Source organism: Pseudomonas sp. WS 5410, assembly GCF_012985645.1.
In the GTDB taxonomy this organism is placed as follows: Bacteria; Pseudomonadota; Gammaproteobacteria; order Pseudomonadales; family Pseudomonadaceae; genus Aquipseudomonas; species Aquipseudomonas shahriarae.
Genome location: NZ_JAAQWS010000003.1, coordinates 18,694 through 31,967, shown reverse-complemented (window position 1 = coordinate 31,967; position 13,274 = coordinate 18,694). Strand labels below are relative to the sequence as shown.

The window sequence follows — 13,274 nt, the reverse complement described above, 5'->3', positions numbered from 1 at the left end:
GTCTCCTCAGCAGTCCAGTGGGTTGCGTTTTTCCGGGTTGATCCCGAACTTGACGATGGCGTCAGCCACCACCTTGGGTTCGATCTCACCACGGTCAGCCAAGGCTTCCAGGGCTGCCAACACCACAAAGTGACGGTCGACTTCGAAGAAGTGACGCAGCTTCTTGCGGCTGTCACTGCGGCCGAAACCATCGGTGCCCAGGACTTTGAATTCCTTGGACGGGACCCACTGGCGAATTTGTTCAGCAAACAGTTTCATGTAGTCGGTAGAGGCGATAACCGGACCCTTACGGCCAGCCAGGCACTCTTCGACGTAGCTCAGCGCAGGCTTCTGGCCTGGGTGCAGGCGGTTGCTGCGCTCTACGGCCAGGCCGTCGCGACGCAGTTCGTTGAAGCTGGTAACGCTCCACACATCAGCGCCGACGTTGAACTCTTCACGCAGGATCTTCGCCGCTTCACGCACTTCGCGCAGGATGGTGCCGGAGCCCATCAGTTGCACGTGGTGTGCCGCTTCCTTGGTGTCTTCTTCGAGCAGGTACATGCCCTTGATGATGCCTTCTTCAACACCGGCCGGCATGGCTGGTTGCTGGTAGGACTCGTTCATCACGGTGATGTAGTAGAAAACGTCCTGCTGCTCTTCGGTCATCTTCTTCATGCCGTCCTGGATGATCACCGCCAGCTCGTAGCCGTAGGTTGGATCAAAGGTGCGGCAGTTCGGGATGGTGGCAGCCAGGATGTGGCTGTGACCGTCTTCGTGTTGCAGGCCTTCGCCGTTCAGCGTGGTGCGCCCGGCGGTACCGCCGATCAGGAAACCACGGGTACGGCTGTCGCCTGCTGCCCAAGCCAGGTCGCCAATGCGCTGGAAGCCGAACATCGAGTAGAAGATGTAGAACGGCAGCATCGGCTGGTTGTGGCTGGAGTACGAAGTACCGGCAGCGATGAAGGAGCTCATGGCGCCCGCTTCGTTGATGCCTTCTTCGAGGATCTGGCCCTTCTTGTCTTCCTTGTAGAACATCACCTGGTCTTTATCGACTGGCTCGTAGAGCTGGCCGACGGAGGAGTAGATGCCCAACTGGCGGAACATGCCTTCCATACCAAAGGTACGGGCTTCGTCCGGGATGATCGGGACGATGCGCGGGCCGATTTCCTTGTCCTTGACCAGTTGCGCGAGGATCCGCACGAAGGCCATGGTGGTGGAGATTTCACGGTCGCCCGAACCGTCAAGGATTGCCTTGAGGGTGCTGAGGTCCGGCGTCGGTACGCTGAAGCTCTGTGCCCGGCGCTGTGGCACGAAACCGCCCAGTGCAGTGCGACGCTCGCTGAGGTAGCGGGCTTCGGCGCTGTTTGGCTCGGGCTTGAAGAACGGCAGGTTCTCCAGCTCTTCGTCCTTGACCGGAATGTCGAAGCGGTCGCGGAACAACTTCAGGCTGTCGACATCGACTTTCTTGGTGTTGTGGGCAGTGTTCTTCGCTTCGCCGGCACCGGTGCCATAACCCTTGATGGTCTTGGCCAGGATGACGGTCGGTTGTTCTTTGTGGTTGACCGCTTCGTGGTACGCCGCGTAGACCTTGTACGGGTCGTGGCCGCCACGGTTGAGTTTCCAGATCTCGTCGTCGGACAGGTCGGCAACCATCGCCTTGAGTTCAGGCGTGTTGAAGAAGTGTTCACGTACGAACGCGCCGTCTTTGGCTTTGTAGTTCTGGTACTCGCCGTCGATGACTTCGTCCATGCGGCGTTGCAGGATACCGTCGACGTCCTTGGCCAGCAGTGGGTCCCAGAAACGGCCCCAGATGACTTTGGTTACGTTCCACTGGGCACCGCGGAACACGCCTTCGAGTTCCTGGATGATCTTGCCGTTGCCGCGAACCGGGCCGTCGAGGCGCTGCAGGTTGCAGTTGATGACGAAGATCAGGTTGTCCAGCTTCTCGCGGCCGGCCAGGGAGATGGCGCCCAGGGATTCCGGCTCGTCGCACTCGCCGTCGCCCAGGAAACACCAGACCTTCTGCTTGCCTTCCGGGATGAAGCCACGGGCTTCCAGGTACTTCATGAAACGTGCCTGGTAGATCGCCTGGATCGGGCCCAGACCCATGGATACGGTCGGGAACTGCCAGAAGTCAGGCATCAGCCAAGGGTGCGGGTACGACGACAGGCCGCCACCGTCGACTTCCTGGCGGAAGTTGTTCATCTGGTCTTCGGTGATGCGACCTTCCATGAACGCGCGGGCGTAGACGCCTGGCGAGGTGTGACCCTGGAAGTAGATCAGGTCGCCGCCGTGTTCTTCGGTCGGGGCCTGGAAGAAGTAGTTGAAGCCAATGTCATACAGGGTTGCGCTGGAAGCGAAGCTGGAGATGTGACCGCCCAGGTCAGAATCTTTCAAGTTCGTGCGCATAACCATCGCCATCGCGTTCCAGCGTACCAGCGAGCGAATGCGGCGTTCCATGAACAGGTCGCCAGGCATGCGTGCTTCGTGGGTAACGGGGATGGTGTTGCGGTATGGCGTGGTGATGGCGTAGGGCAGTTGCGAGCCGCTGCGGGTCGCGAGTTCGCCCATACGGGTCATCAGGTAGTGAGCACGGTCTTCGCCTTCTTTGTCGAGAACCGATTCCAGGGCGTCCAGCCATTCCTGGGTTTCGACGGGATCGAGGTCTTGCATGGCTTGCTCCAGGGCGGAAAGGCTACCAGAATCGGTTGCCTGAAGTTTGCGACTGGCCTTGTGGGCAGACGACATAAATTCTTGGATGGCCGAAGGTTGCTTCGGCGTCCTGTAGTTTTACTACAAATCGTCGGCCATTTCAGCCTTTCGAATGTATATACGAGTAGTAAAACTACACAAGACCGAGGTGGTTGCTCGGTCTGGCTGGTGAGCATAATCGTTATTGTTGATCTTTTGCGAACAAGAAAAGGTAGAGGTTTAATGTTGCCTGCCAAAATTAATGATTTTTCAGCTATTTCTAACTTTTGTTCGACAGTCCTTCATCGAGCGTGGTTCTTGCGTTCACAGCCACTCGCCATTCACGCGCCGATCAAGGATAGACCATGAGCCTTCCAACGCTGGTTGAACTCCCAGCCGTTCTGTTGCCATTTGCCAACCGGGCCGAGCAGTCATTTCGTGACGCGGCGGCCATGCTGGATGCCGATCATGGCCTGTCTGCGTGGACGCCGCAACGTTGGGCCGACTTCGCCCGGGTATGTGCCGCCAGCGATTTTGTGATTGAACAGAGTGTTCGTGACCCTTTGATGTTGCTTGAGCTGGTGGCCTGGGGCGAGCTGGACCGCGGCTTTGCGCCTGATGAACTGTGTGGGCAGATTGCCGCAGCCGTGCAACAGGCTGAAACAGAAGATGAGCTGGGGCGTGTGCTGCGTCGCCAGCGCACCCGCCAGCAAGTGCGGATCATCTGGCGCGACCTGACCCGACAGGCGGACCTGGTACAGACCTGCCGCGACCTGTCAGACATGGCCGACGCCAGCATCGACCAGGCTTACCAGTGGCTGTACCAGCGCCACTGCGCGCAATTCGGCACCCCCATCGGCGGGCGCAGCGGCGAGCCGCAGCAGATGGTCATCCTCGGCATGGGCAAGCTGGGTGCGGTGGAACTGAACCTGTCGTCGGACATCGACCTGATCTTCGCCTACCCCGAAGGCGGCGAGACCGTGGGCGCCAAGCGGGCCCTCGACAACCAGGAATTCTTTATCCGTCTGGGCCAGAAGCTGATCAAGGCCCTGGACCCGATGACTGTCGACGGCTTCGTGTTCCGGGTCGACATGCGCCTGCGGCCCTACGGTTCAGCAGGGGCGCTGGTGTTGAGCTTCAACGCATTGGAGCAGTACTACCAGGACCAGGGCCGCGACTGGGAACGCTACGCGATGATCAAGGCGCGGGTGGTGGCCGGCGACCAGGTGGCCGGCGCGTACTTGCTCGACCTGTTGCGCCCGTTTGTCTATCGGCGTTACCTGGACTTTTCTGCGATCGAAGCGCTGCGCACCATGAAGCAGTTGATCCAGCAGGAAGTGCGGCGCAAGGGCATGGCCGACAACATCAAGCTGGGGGCGGGCGGCATCCGCGAGGTGGAGTTTATCGCCCAGGCGTTCCAGCTGATTCACGGTGGCCGCGACCTCAGCCTGCAACAGCGGCCGCTGCTGAAGGTGCTGGGCACCCTGGAAGGCCAGGGCTACCTGCCGCCGGCGGTGATTGCCGAGTTGCGTGCCGGCTATGAGTTCCTGCGCTACACCGAGCATGCGATCCAGGCCATTGCCGATCGCCAGACGCAAATGCTGCCCAACACGGAAGAGGACCAGGCGCGCATTGCCTTTATGTTGGGTTTTGCCAACTGGACGGCGTTCCATGAACAGTTGATGTACTGGCGTGGCCGGGTGGACTGGCATTTCCGCCAGGTGATTGCCGATCCGGACGAAGAGGAGGGGGTGGAAAGCGAATTGGTGGTGGGTGGCGAGTGGCTGCCCTTGTGGGAAGAATCCCAAAATGAGGAGGCCGCCTGTCGCCAATTGGCCGAAGGCGGCTTTGCCGACGCGCCCAAGGCCCTGAAAGCCTTGGCCAGTCTGCGCGGCAGCCCGCAATTGCGCGCGATGCAGCGCCTGGGGCGTGAGCGTCTGGATGCGTTTATCCCGCGCCTGCTGGCCCAGGCTGTCGAACATGCCGACCCGGACCTGGTGCTGGAGCGTGTGCTGCCGTTGGTAGAGGCCGTCGCGCGGCGTTCTGCTTATCTGGTGCTGTTGACGGAAAACCCTGACGCCTTGCGTCGGTTGTTGACCCTGTGCGCCGCCAGCCCGTGGATTGCCGAGCAGATCACCCGCTTCCCGCTGCTGCTGGACGAATTGCTCAACGAAGGCCGCCTGTTCAAACCGCCCTTGGCGCCGGAACTGGCCGCCGAACTGCGCGAGCGCCTCACACGCATCCCTGAGGATGACCTTGAGCAGCAAATGGAAGCCCTGCGCCACTTCAAGCTGGCGCACCGGTTGCGGGTCGCGGCCTCGGAAATCGCTGGCAGCCTGCCGCTGATGAAGGTCAGCGACTACCTGACCTGGCTCGCCGAGGCGATTCTGGAGCAGGTGCTGGCCCTGGCCTGGCGCCAGACCGTGGCCCGCCATGGTACGCCGCAACGCCTGGACGGTACCTTGTGCGACCCCGGATTTATCATCGTCGGTTATGGCAAGGTCGGCGGTATCGAACTGGGGCATGGCTCGGACCTGGACCTGGTGTTTATCCACGACGGTGACCCCCAGGCCGAAACCGACGGCGCCAAGCCGATTGATGGCGCGCAGTTCTTTACCCGCCTGGGCCAGCGCATCATTCACCTGCTGACCACCCAGACCAACTCCGGGCAATTGTACGAAGTGGATATGCGCCTGCGACCTTCTGGCGCATCCGGCCTGCTGGTCAGCTCTCTGGGGGCATTTGCCCGTTATCAGGAAAACGAGGCCTGGACCTGGGAGCATCAAGCCCTGGTGCGCGCGCGGGTGCTGGTCGGCAGCCAGGACGTGGGCCGGGCGTTTGAGGCCGTACGGGCGCGGGTACTGGGGTGCACGCAGGACCTGGCGAAGCTGCGCCAGGAGGTCAGCGAGATGCGCGCCAAGATGCGTGACAACCTGGGCACCAAGTCGACCGCAGCCGGCACCGCGGCGAATGCCTTCGAGCCCACGGCGCTGTTCGATCTCAAGCAGGACGCAGGAGGTATCGTCGATATTGAATTTATGGTGCAATACGCCGCTTTGGCGTGGTCTGCGCAACATCCATTGCTGCTGCGCTATACCGACAATATCCGCATCCTGGAAGGCTTGGAGCAGGTCGGGCTGATGCCAGCCGCCGATGCCCACCTGTTGCGCGAGGTGTATAAGGCCTACCGCTCGGCAGCCCATCGCCAGGCCTTGCAGAACGAGGCGGGTGTGGTGGCCGGGGATCAGTTTGCCGACGAACGGCGGCAGGTGAAACGGATCTGGCAAGAACTGGGGTTAAGCTAAAACACTACGGCGACCCCAATTGAATGTGGAGACCGGCTTTAGGTGGAAGCGGGCTGGCCCGCGATGCAGGCGCTGCGGTCTGGCTGACAGCACGCGGTGATGCTATCGCGGGCCAGCCCGATCCCACACAAACCGTGACCTACAGTAATTATCGAGGCGGGGAGGCATGAGCCTCCCCGAATCGTTTGTGGAAACTACATGAATATTCTGATCGTTGGGCCCAGTTGGGTCGGTGACATGGTAATGGCGCAGACACTGTTCCAGTGCCTGAAACAGCGTCATCCCGACTGCCAAATCGACGTGCTCGCCCCCGAGTGGAGCCGGCCGATCCTGGAACGCATGCCCGAGGTACGGCAGGCCTTGAGCTTCCCGCTCGGCCATGGCGCGCTGGAGCTGGCGACCCGGCGGCGGATCGGCAAGTCTCTGGCCGGCCAGTACGACCAGGCGATCCTGCTGCCCAACTCGATGAAGTCGGCCCTGGTGCCGTTCTTCGCCGGCATCCCCAAGCGTACCGGCTGGCGCGGCGAGTTCCGCTATGGCTTGCTCAATGACGTGCGCAAGCTCGACAAGGCCCGCTACCCGCTGATGATCGAGCGCTTCATGGCCCTGGCCTATGCGCCCAATGCCGAGTTGCCGACGCCGTATCCACGGCCGAGCCTGCTCATCGACCCGGTCACCCGCGACGCGGCCCTGGCCAAGTTCGGCCTGAGCCTCGATCGGCCGGTGCTGGCGCTGTGCCCAGGCGCCGAGTTTGGCGAGTCCAAGCGCTGGCCGTCGGAGCATTACGCCAAGGTCGCCGAGCTGAAAATCCGCGAAGGCTGGCAAGTCTGGCTGTTTGGCTCGAAAAACGATCACTCGGTGGGCGAGGATATCCGCCAGCGCCTGATCCCCGGCCTGCGCGAAGAAGCGGTCAATCTCAGTGGCGATACGTCATTGGCCGAGGCCATCGACCTGTTGTCCTGCGCCGACTCGGTGGTGTCCAACGACTCCGGCCTGATGCACGTGGCCGCCGCGCTGAACCGCCCGCTGGTGGCGGTGTACGGCTCCACCTCGCCGGGCTTTACCCCACCATTGGCCGACAAGGTCGAAGTGGTGCGCCTGGGCCTCGATTGCAGCCCGTGCTTTGACCGCACCTGCCGTTTCGGCCACTACAATTGCCTGCGCCAGTTGCTGCCCGATGCGGTAGCCGAAGCCTTGCAGCGTTTGCAGGGCAACGTGGTCGAGGTTCATTGAGTTGCGGGTACTGGTAATCAAGACCTCATCCCTGGGCGATGTGATCCACGCCTTGCCGGCATTGACCGACGCGGCCCGGGCGATCCCGGGGATCCGCTTTGACTGGGTGGTGGAAGAAGGCTTCGCCGAAATCCCCACCTGGCACCCTGCGGTGGACAAGGTGATCCCCGTGGCGATTCGCCGCTGGCGCAAGAGCCTCTGGCAGACCTTCAAGAGTGGCGAGTGGCGCCGCTTCAAGAAGCAGATCCAGTCGACTAAATACGACCTGGTAATCGACGCCCAGGGCCTGCTTAAAAGCGCCTGGCTGACCCGCTATGTGCGGGCGCCGGTGGCGGGCTTTGACAGAGATTCAGCTCGCGAACCCATTGCTGCGCGCTTCTATTCCCGGCGCCTGGCGGTTGCTCGTGGCCAGCATGCGGTGGAGCGCTTGCGCCAGCTGTTCGCTGTGGCCCTGGGCTATGACCTGCCCAAAGGCCTTGGGGATTACGGCCTGAGCACTGAGAAACTGCTCGGCCTGCCGCCGAAGAAACCTTTTGTGCTGCTGCTGCACGGCACCACCTGGGACACCAAGCACTGGCCCGAAGCCTACTGGCGCGAGCTGGCCGAGCGCATGGGCAGCCTGGGAGTGGATGTGAAACTGCCGTGGGGCAATGCCGCCGAAAAAGCCCGCGCCGAACGCCTGGCCCAGGGCCTGGCCAATGCCGAAGTCTTGCCCAAGCTGAACCTGGCCGGTGTGGCGCGGGTATTGGCCGGCGCCAGGGCTTGTGTGGCGGTGGATACCGGCCTTGGGCACCTGGCCGCTGCGCTGGATGTGCCGACGATCTCTCTGTTCGGCCCGACCAACCCGGGCCTGACCGGTGCCTATGGCAAGGCGCAGATTCATCTGGGCAGCGATTTCCCCTGCGCGCCCTGCCTGCAAAAGAAATGCACCTACCAACCGACCGCTGAAGACCAGCGCCGGTTTGATCTCAAGCGCGAGTGGCCACTGTGCTTTACTCGCCTGAACCCTGAGCGTGTGGCCAGCCGACTGAGCACGTTGTTATTGGCTGAGGAGCTGCACTGATGCAACTGGCATTTGTACTGTACAAATATTTCCCCTTTGGTGGCTTGCAGCGCGACTTCATGCGCATCGCCCTGGAGTGCCAGCAGCGCGGCCACCAGATTCGTGTGTACACCTTGATCTGGGAAGGTGACGTGCCACCCGGTTTTGAAGTGCTGGTGGCGCCGGTCAAGGCGTTCTTCAACCATCGGCGCAACGAGAAGTTGACCGCCTGGATGCAGGCCGACCTGGCCAAACGCCCGGTGGACCGCTTGATCGGCTTCAACAAAATGCCCGGCCTGGATGTGTACTACGCGGCAGACGGCTGTTTTGAGGACAAGGCGCAGAACCTGCGGCATTCGCTGTATCGCAGCTTTGGCCGCTACCGGCACTTTGCCGAGTACGAGCGCGCGGTGTTTGCCAAGGAGGCCAAGACCCAAGTGCTGATGATCTCCGAGGTCCAGCAGCCGCTGTTTATCAAACACTACGACACACCGCTGGCGCGCTTCCACCTACTGCCACCGGGCATCGCCCAGGACCGTCGGGCGCCGCCGAATGCGGCCGAGATCCGCGCCGGCTTCCGTGCCGAATTCAACCTCGCGGACGACGATTTGCTGCTGGTGCAGATCGGTTCGGGCTTCAAGACCAAGGGCGTGGACCGCAGCCTCAAGGCGCTGGCCGCACTGCCGCCAGACCTGAAGAAGCGCACCCGCCTGTTTGTAATTGGCCAGGACGACCCCAAAGTATTCCAATTGCAGAGTGCTACCCTGGGCCTGGGCGACAATGTGCAGTTCCTCAAGGGGCGCAGTGATATCCCGCGTTTCCTGCTGGGTGCCGACCTGTTGATTCACCCGGCGTACAACGAAAACACCGGGACCGTGCTGCTCGAAGCCCTGGTGGCCGGGTTGCCGGTACTGGTCACAGCGGTGTGTGGTTATGCCCATTACATCAGCGAAGCTGATTGCGGGCGTGTGCTGGACGAGCCTTTCGAACAGACCCAGCTCAACCAGTACCTGGCCGGGATGCTCAGTGATCAGCAGCAACGTGCGGCCTGGAGCCGCAATGGTCTGGCCTTCGCCGAGACGGCCGACCTCTATAGCATGCCGCAGCACGCTGCGGATGTAATTCTGGCGGAGCAACACTGATGAAGTTGATTCTTGCCGAACCGTTCAAGAGCCTTTGGGCCGGGCGCGATGCGTTCGCCGAAGTCGAGCTGTTGGAGGGTGAGGTTTACCGTGAACTGGAAGCCCGTCGCACCTTGCGCACCGAGGTGGATGGACGCGGCTACTTTGTGAAAATCCACCGTGGCATCGGCTGGGGTGAAATTTTCAAGAACCTGTTCACCGCCAAACTGCCGGTGCTGGGCGCCGGGCAGGAGTGGCAGGCAATCCAGCGCCTGCACGAAGTGGGCGTACCGACCATGACCGCCGTGGCTTACGGCGAGCGCGGCGCCAACCCGGCCGACCAGCATTCCTTTATTGTCACCCAAGAGCTGGCGCCGACCATCAGCCTGGAAGACTTGAGCATGGACTGGCTCAAGCAGCCACCCGAGCCGCGTCTCAAGCGCGCGCTGATTGCCGAAGTGGCCCGCATGACCGGGATGATGCATCGTGCTGGCGTCAACCATCGTGACTGCTACATCTGCCACTTCCTGCTGCACACCGACAAACCGGTGACGGCCGATGACTTCAAACTGTCGGTGATCGACCTGCACCGTGCCCAAGTGCGCCCGCGCATCAGTCAGCGCTGGCGCAACAAGGATTTGGCGGCCCTGTATTTCTCGATCCTGGATATCGGCCTGACCCGCCGCGACAAGTTGCGTTTCCTCAAAGGCTACTTCCAGCAACCCCTGCGCCAGATCCTGGCCGAGGAAGGCGCGCTGCTGCAGTGGCTGGAGCGCAAGGCCAGCAAGCTCTATGACCGTAAAGTCCGGTACGGAGGTGCGCTCTGATGGCGGGTTGGAACCTGGAACCTGCTTACTCGGAGCTTGTGGACGATTTTGGTAGCCTCGATGCGGTGTTTGCCCTGCAAGGCGAGCGTCTGACCCGTGATCCGCTGTCCGAAGTCATTCGTGTGCAGCGCGGCGGGGTCAACTATTACGTCAAGCGCTACACCGGCGCCGGCAAGGGGTTGCGGCGTTACCTGGGCAAGCCACGGGTCAAGTCCGAATGGCAGAACCTCAAGCGCTTCGCCAAGTGGGGCATTCCCACGGCCGAAGTCGTGGCCTGGGGCCTGGAGCGCAAGGGCCTGGCCTATGATCGTGGGGCGATGATCACCCGCGAGTTGCCCCGCACCGAAGACCTGGCGGCCCTGGCCGAACGCAAGGATCCGCAATTGTCCGACCCGGTATGGGTCGACAAGGTCAGCCGCCAGCTCGCCGAATACACCCGGACCATGCACGACCACCGGTTTACCCACAACGACTTGAAGTGGCGCAACCTGTTGATCGACGACCAGCAGACCCTGTACCTGATCGACTGCCCCAACGGCGACTTCTGGCGCGGGTTCTGGCTCAAGTACCGGATCACCAAGGACCTGGCGTGCCTGGACAAGGTTGCCAAATACCACTTGTCGGCCACCCAGCGCCTACGCTTCTACATGCAATATTGTCGGCGCAAGCACCTGAATACGTCGGATAAACAGCGGATTCGCCATGTGCTGAAGTTTTTCGAGGGACGCGAATGAATGACTTCCTGGCAACTGAAGACCGGGCCTTGCTGGAGCGCAATGGCCTGGCTGACTTCGACGCCCTGTGGGCCAGGCAACTGGACGCAGTGGATGAGCCCAACACCAGTCGCGGCGGCTGGAGCAGTGTGTTCCGCCTGGAACTGGAAGGCCGTGGCTTTTACCTCAAGCGCCAGAGCAACTACCTGACGCGCACCCTGCATCGGCCCTTTGGCGAGCCGACCTTTGCCCGTGAGTTTCGCAATATCAGCCGCTATCGGCAGAAGGCGATCCCGGCCTTGCAGGCCGCCTTTTATGGCGAGCGCAAGGTTGCCGGCGAATACCGCGCCTTGCTGCTGACCCGCGCGCTGGATGGCTGGAATGACCTGGACTCATTGCTTGAGCAGTGGCCGGCCCTGAGTACCGCCCAGCACCACGCGATCCTCGTGGCTTGCGGCCAATTGGCGCGCAAGCTCCATGGCGTCGGCCAGGTGCATGGCTGTTTTTACCCCAAACATATCTTCCTGCAGGCCACCGGCGACGGTTACGCAGCGCAGTTGATCGACCTGGAAAAAACCCGGCCGCTGTTGCTGGGCCGGCGTGATCGGGTCAAAGACCTTGAGCCATTGCTGCGCCGTGCTGGCGCATGGACGGCAGCGCAGGTGCGGCAATTCCTGGCGGCCTACCTCGACCAGCCGGAGGACAGTTCGCTGGTGGATACCTGGGCGCAGTACCTGGCGGGGCGGCGCAGTCACAAGGAGGCCCGCTGATGCGGTTGTCTGAGCTCAAAAACGCCGGGCGTACGCCCACGTTGCCCTTGAGTATTGAGTTGGCGGATGCAGCGGGCCCTGGGCAGTTGCAACTGCTGAGCCTGTTGCGGGTGTTGCCCGGCCAGCGTTATGTGGGCGCGGCCATCTGGCGTGGCCGGCCGGTGCTGGCCAAGTTGCTGGTGGGTAGCAACGCCGCCCGACATTTCCAGCGCGAACTCCAGGGCGTGCGCCTGCTCGCCGAGCAAGGCCTCACTACCCCACTGTTGCTCGCCGACGGCCTGCAAGACGGTGAGGGCGGCTGGCTGCTGTTCGAGTTTCTGGAAGGGGCCCAAAGCCTGGCCGACGCCTGGGCGGCAGTCGAAGCCTTGCCGCCCTTGGCCGATGAGCAACAGGCGGTACTGGCCGAAGCGCTGGGTGCGATTGCCCAGATGCACGCCAAGGGTTTGTGGCAGGAAGATCTGCACCTGGACAACCTGATGCGTCAGGCGGACAAGCTGTATTTGATCGACGGGGGGGGGATCTGCGTCGAACAGGCGGGTAAACCCCTGTCACGTAACCGGGTGCTGGAAAACCTCGGGGTGTTTTTTGCCCAGTTACCGAGCGACCTCGAACCGTTTACCGAAGAATTACTGGTGCACTACCTGTTAAGCAACGGCGAGCACGCGTTGCCCCTGGAAGCCTTGCAAAAACAGGTGCGCAAAGTGCGCGCCTGGCGCCTGAAAGACTTCATGGGCAAGATCGGCCGTGAGTGCACCTTGTTCAGCGTAGTGCGCGGGGCCTTTGGGCTGCGCGCCATCCGGCGTGAAGAAGAAGCCACCCTGCTGCCGGTACTGGCAAACGTCGATAGGCTTGTCGACCAGGGCCAAATGTACAAGGCCGGCGCCTCGGCCACGGTGGCCGGGGTTGATGCTGCGGGGCGGCCGCTGGTGATCAAGCGTTACAACATCAAGGGTTTTACACACTGGCTCAGGCGCTTCTGGAGGCCCAGCCGCGCCTGGCACGCCTGGAGCGAAGGCAACCGCCTGACATTCCTGGGGATTGCCACGCCCAAGCCCCTGGCGCTTCTGGAGCGACGCTTTTTCTGGTTGCGCAGCCGGGCTTATCTGGTCACCGAGCACCTGTCCGGGCCCGACCTGATCGAACACCTGGCCCCTTACGTGGACAGCGGCGAGGTGCCCGAGCCTGAACTGCTGGCCCTGGATCGCCTGTTTGGCGAGCTGATTCGCGAGCGGATCAGCCATGGCGACTTCAAGGGGCGCAACCTGTTCTGGCAAGGAGGGCGTTGGGTGCTGATTGATCTGGATTCGATGTGTCAGCATGGCTCGCTGAGCAGCTTCGCACCGGCGTTTGCCAAGGACCGTGCGCGGTTTATGCGCAACTGGCCGGCTGATAGTGCTTTGTATCGTGTGATTGATCAGCGCTTGCCCAAGGTGAGCGAGTTAGTTGGGTGATTCGCGTTAGGCCGTCATAAGTCGTAGCGATTTCTTCAGGTCTGGGAAATCACAGTGTTTTCGAAGGTAAGGGGCATTACTTAATATTTTGATTAAGTAGTGCTCTGGACATTGTTTGTTGGGGTTAATAGGTTGTATCGAC

General features: G+C 61.8%; 9 protein-coding genes. 8 read left to right on the top strand and 1 reads right to left on the bottom strand.

What is annotated here, in order from left to right; translation table 11 throughout:
- Window positions 1-6 precede the first annotated feature (6 nt).
- Window positions 7-2,652, bottom strand: a complete 2,646-nt coding sequence (gene aceE / locus HBO24_RS06000) for a pyruvate dehydrogenase (acetyl-transferring), homodimeric type (RefSeq protein WP_057958114.1) — start codon at window positions 2,650-2,652, stop codon at window positions 7-9.
- A 383-nt stretch (window positions 2,653-3,035) separates the two neighbouring features.
- Here aceE and glnE point away from each other — a divergent pair, with 383 nt between their 5' ends.
- From glnE to HBO24_RS05960, 8 genes are all read left to right on the top strand, one after another.
- The gene (glnE, locus tag HBO24_RS05995) at window positions 3,036-5,975 is read left to right on the top strand and encodes a bifunctional [glutamate--ammonia ligase]-adenylyl-L-tyrosine phosphorylase/[glutamate--ammonia-ligase] adenylyltransferase (RefSeq protein ID WP_170059415.1); all 2,940 of its coding nucleotides are present in this window, start codon (window positions 3,036-3,038) and stop codon (window positions 5,973-5,975) included.
- A gap of 198 nt (window positions 5,976-6,173) precedes the next feature.
- A complete protein-coding gene (waaF, locus tag HBO24_RS05990; RefSeq protein ID WP_115127229.1) occupies window positions 6,174-7,208 on the top strand; it encodes a lipopolysaccharide heptosyltransferase II in 1,035 nt (344 codons plus the stop codon).
- 1 nt (window position 7,209) lies between these two features.
- On the top strand, window positions 7,210-8,271 hold the full coding sequence (gene waaC, locus HBO24_RS05985) for a lipopolysaccharide heptosyltransferase I (protein WP_170059414.1): 1,062 nt from the start codon (window positions 7,210-7,212) through the stop codon (window positions 8,269-8,271).
- Complete coding sequence (locus tag HBO24_RS05980; protein WP_170059413.1) at window positions 8,271-9,392, top strand: glycosyltransferase family 4 protein; 1,122 nt, start codon at window positions 8,271-8,273, stop codon at window positions 9,390-9,392. The genes waaC and HBO24_RS05980 overlap by 1 nt, the downstream gene beginning before the upstream one ends.
- Entirely contained in the window at window positions 9,392-10,198 is an 807-nt protein-coding gene (gene rfaP / locus HBO24_RS05975; RefSeq protein WP_057958118.1) for a lipopolysaccharide core heptose(I) kinase RfaP, read from the top strand. The genes HBO24_RS05980 and rfaP overlap by 1 nt, the downstream gene beginning before the upstream one ends.
- Window positions 10,198-10,932, top strand: a complete 735-nt coding sequence (locus tag HBO24_RS05970) for a lipopolysaccharide kinase InaA family protein (RefSeq protein WP_057958119.1) — start codon at window positions 10,198-10,200, stop codon at window positions 10,930-10,932. The genes rfaP and HBO24_RS05970 overlap by 1 nt, the downstream gene beginning before the upstream one ends.
- Complete coding sequence (locus HBO24_RS05965; RefSeq protein WP_170059412.1) at window positions 10,929-11,681, top strand: lipopolysaccharide kinase InaA family protein; 753 nt, start codon at window positions 10,929-10,931, stop codon at window positions 11,679-11,681. Before HBO24_RS05970 ends, HBO24_RS05965 begins: the two co-directional genes overlap by 4 nt.
- Window positions 11,681-13,132, top strand: a complete 1,452-nt coding sequence (locus HBO24_RS05960) for a lipopolysaccharide kinase InaA family protein (protein WP_170059411.1) — start codon at window positions 11,681-11,683, stop codon at window positions 13,130-13,132. Before HBO24_RS05965 ends, HBO24_RS05960 begins: the two co-directional genes overlap by 1 nt.
- Window positions 13,133-13,274: the final 142 nt, after the last annotated feature.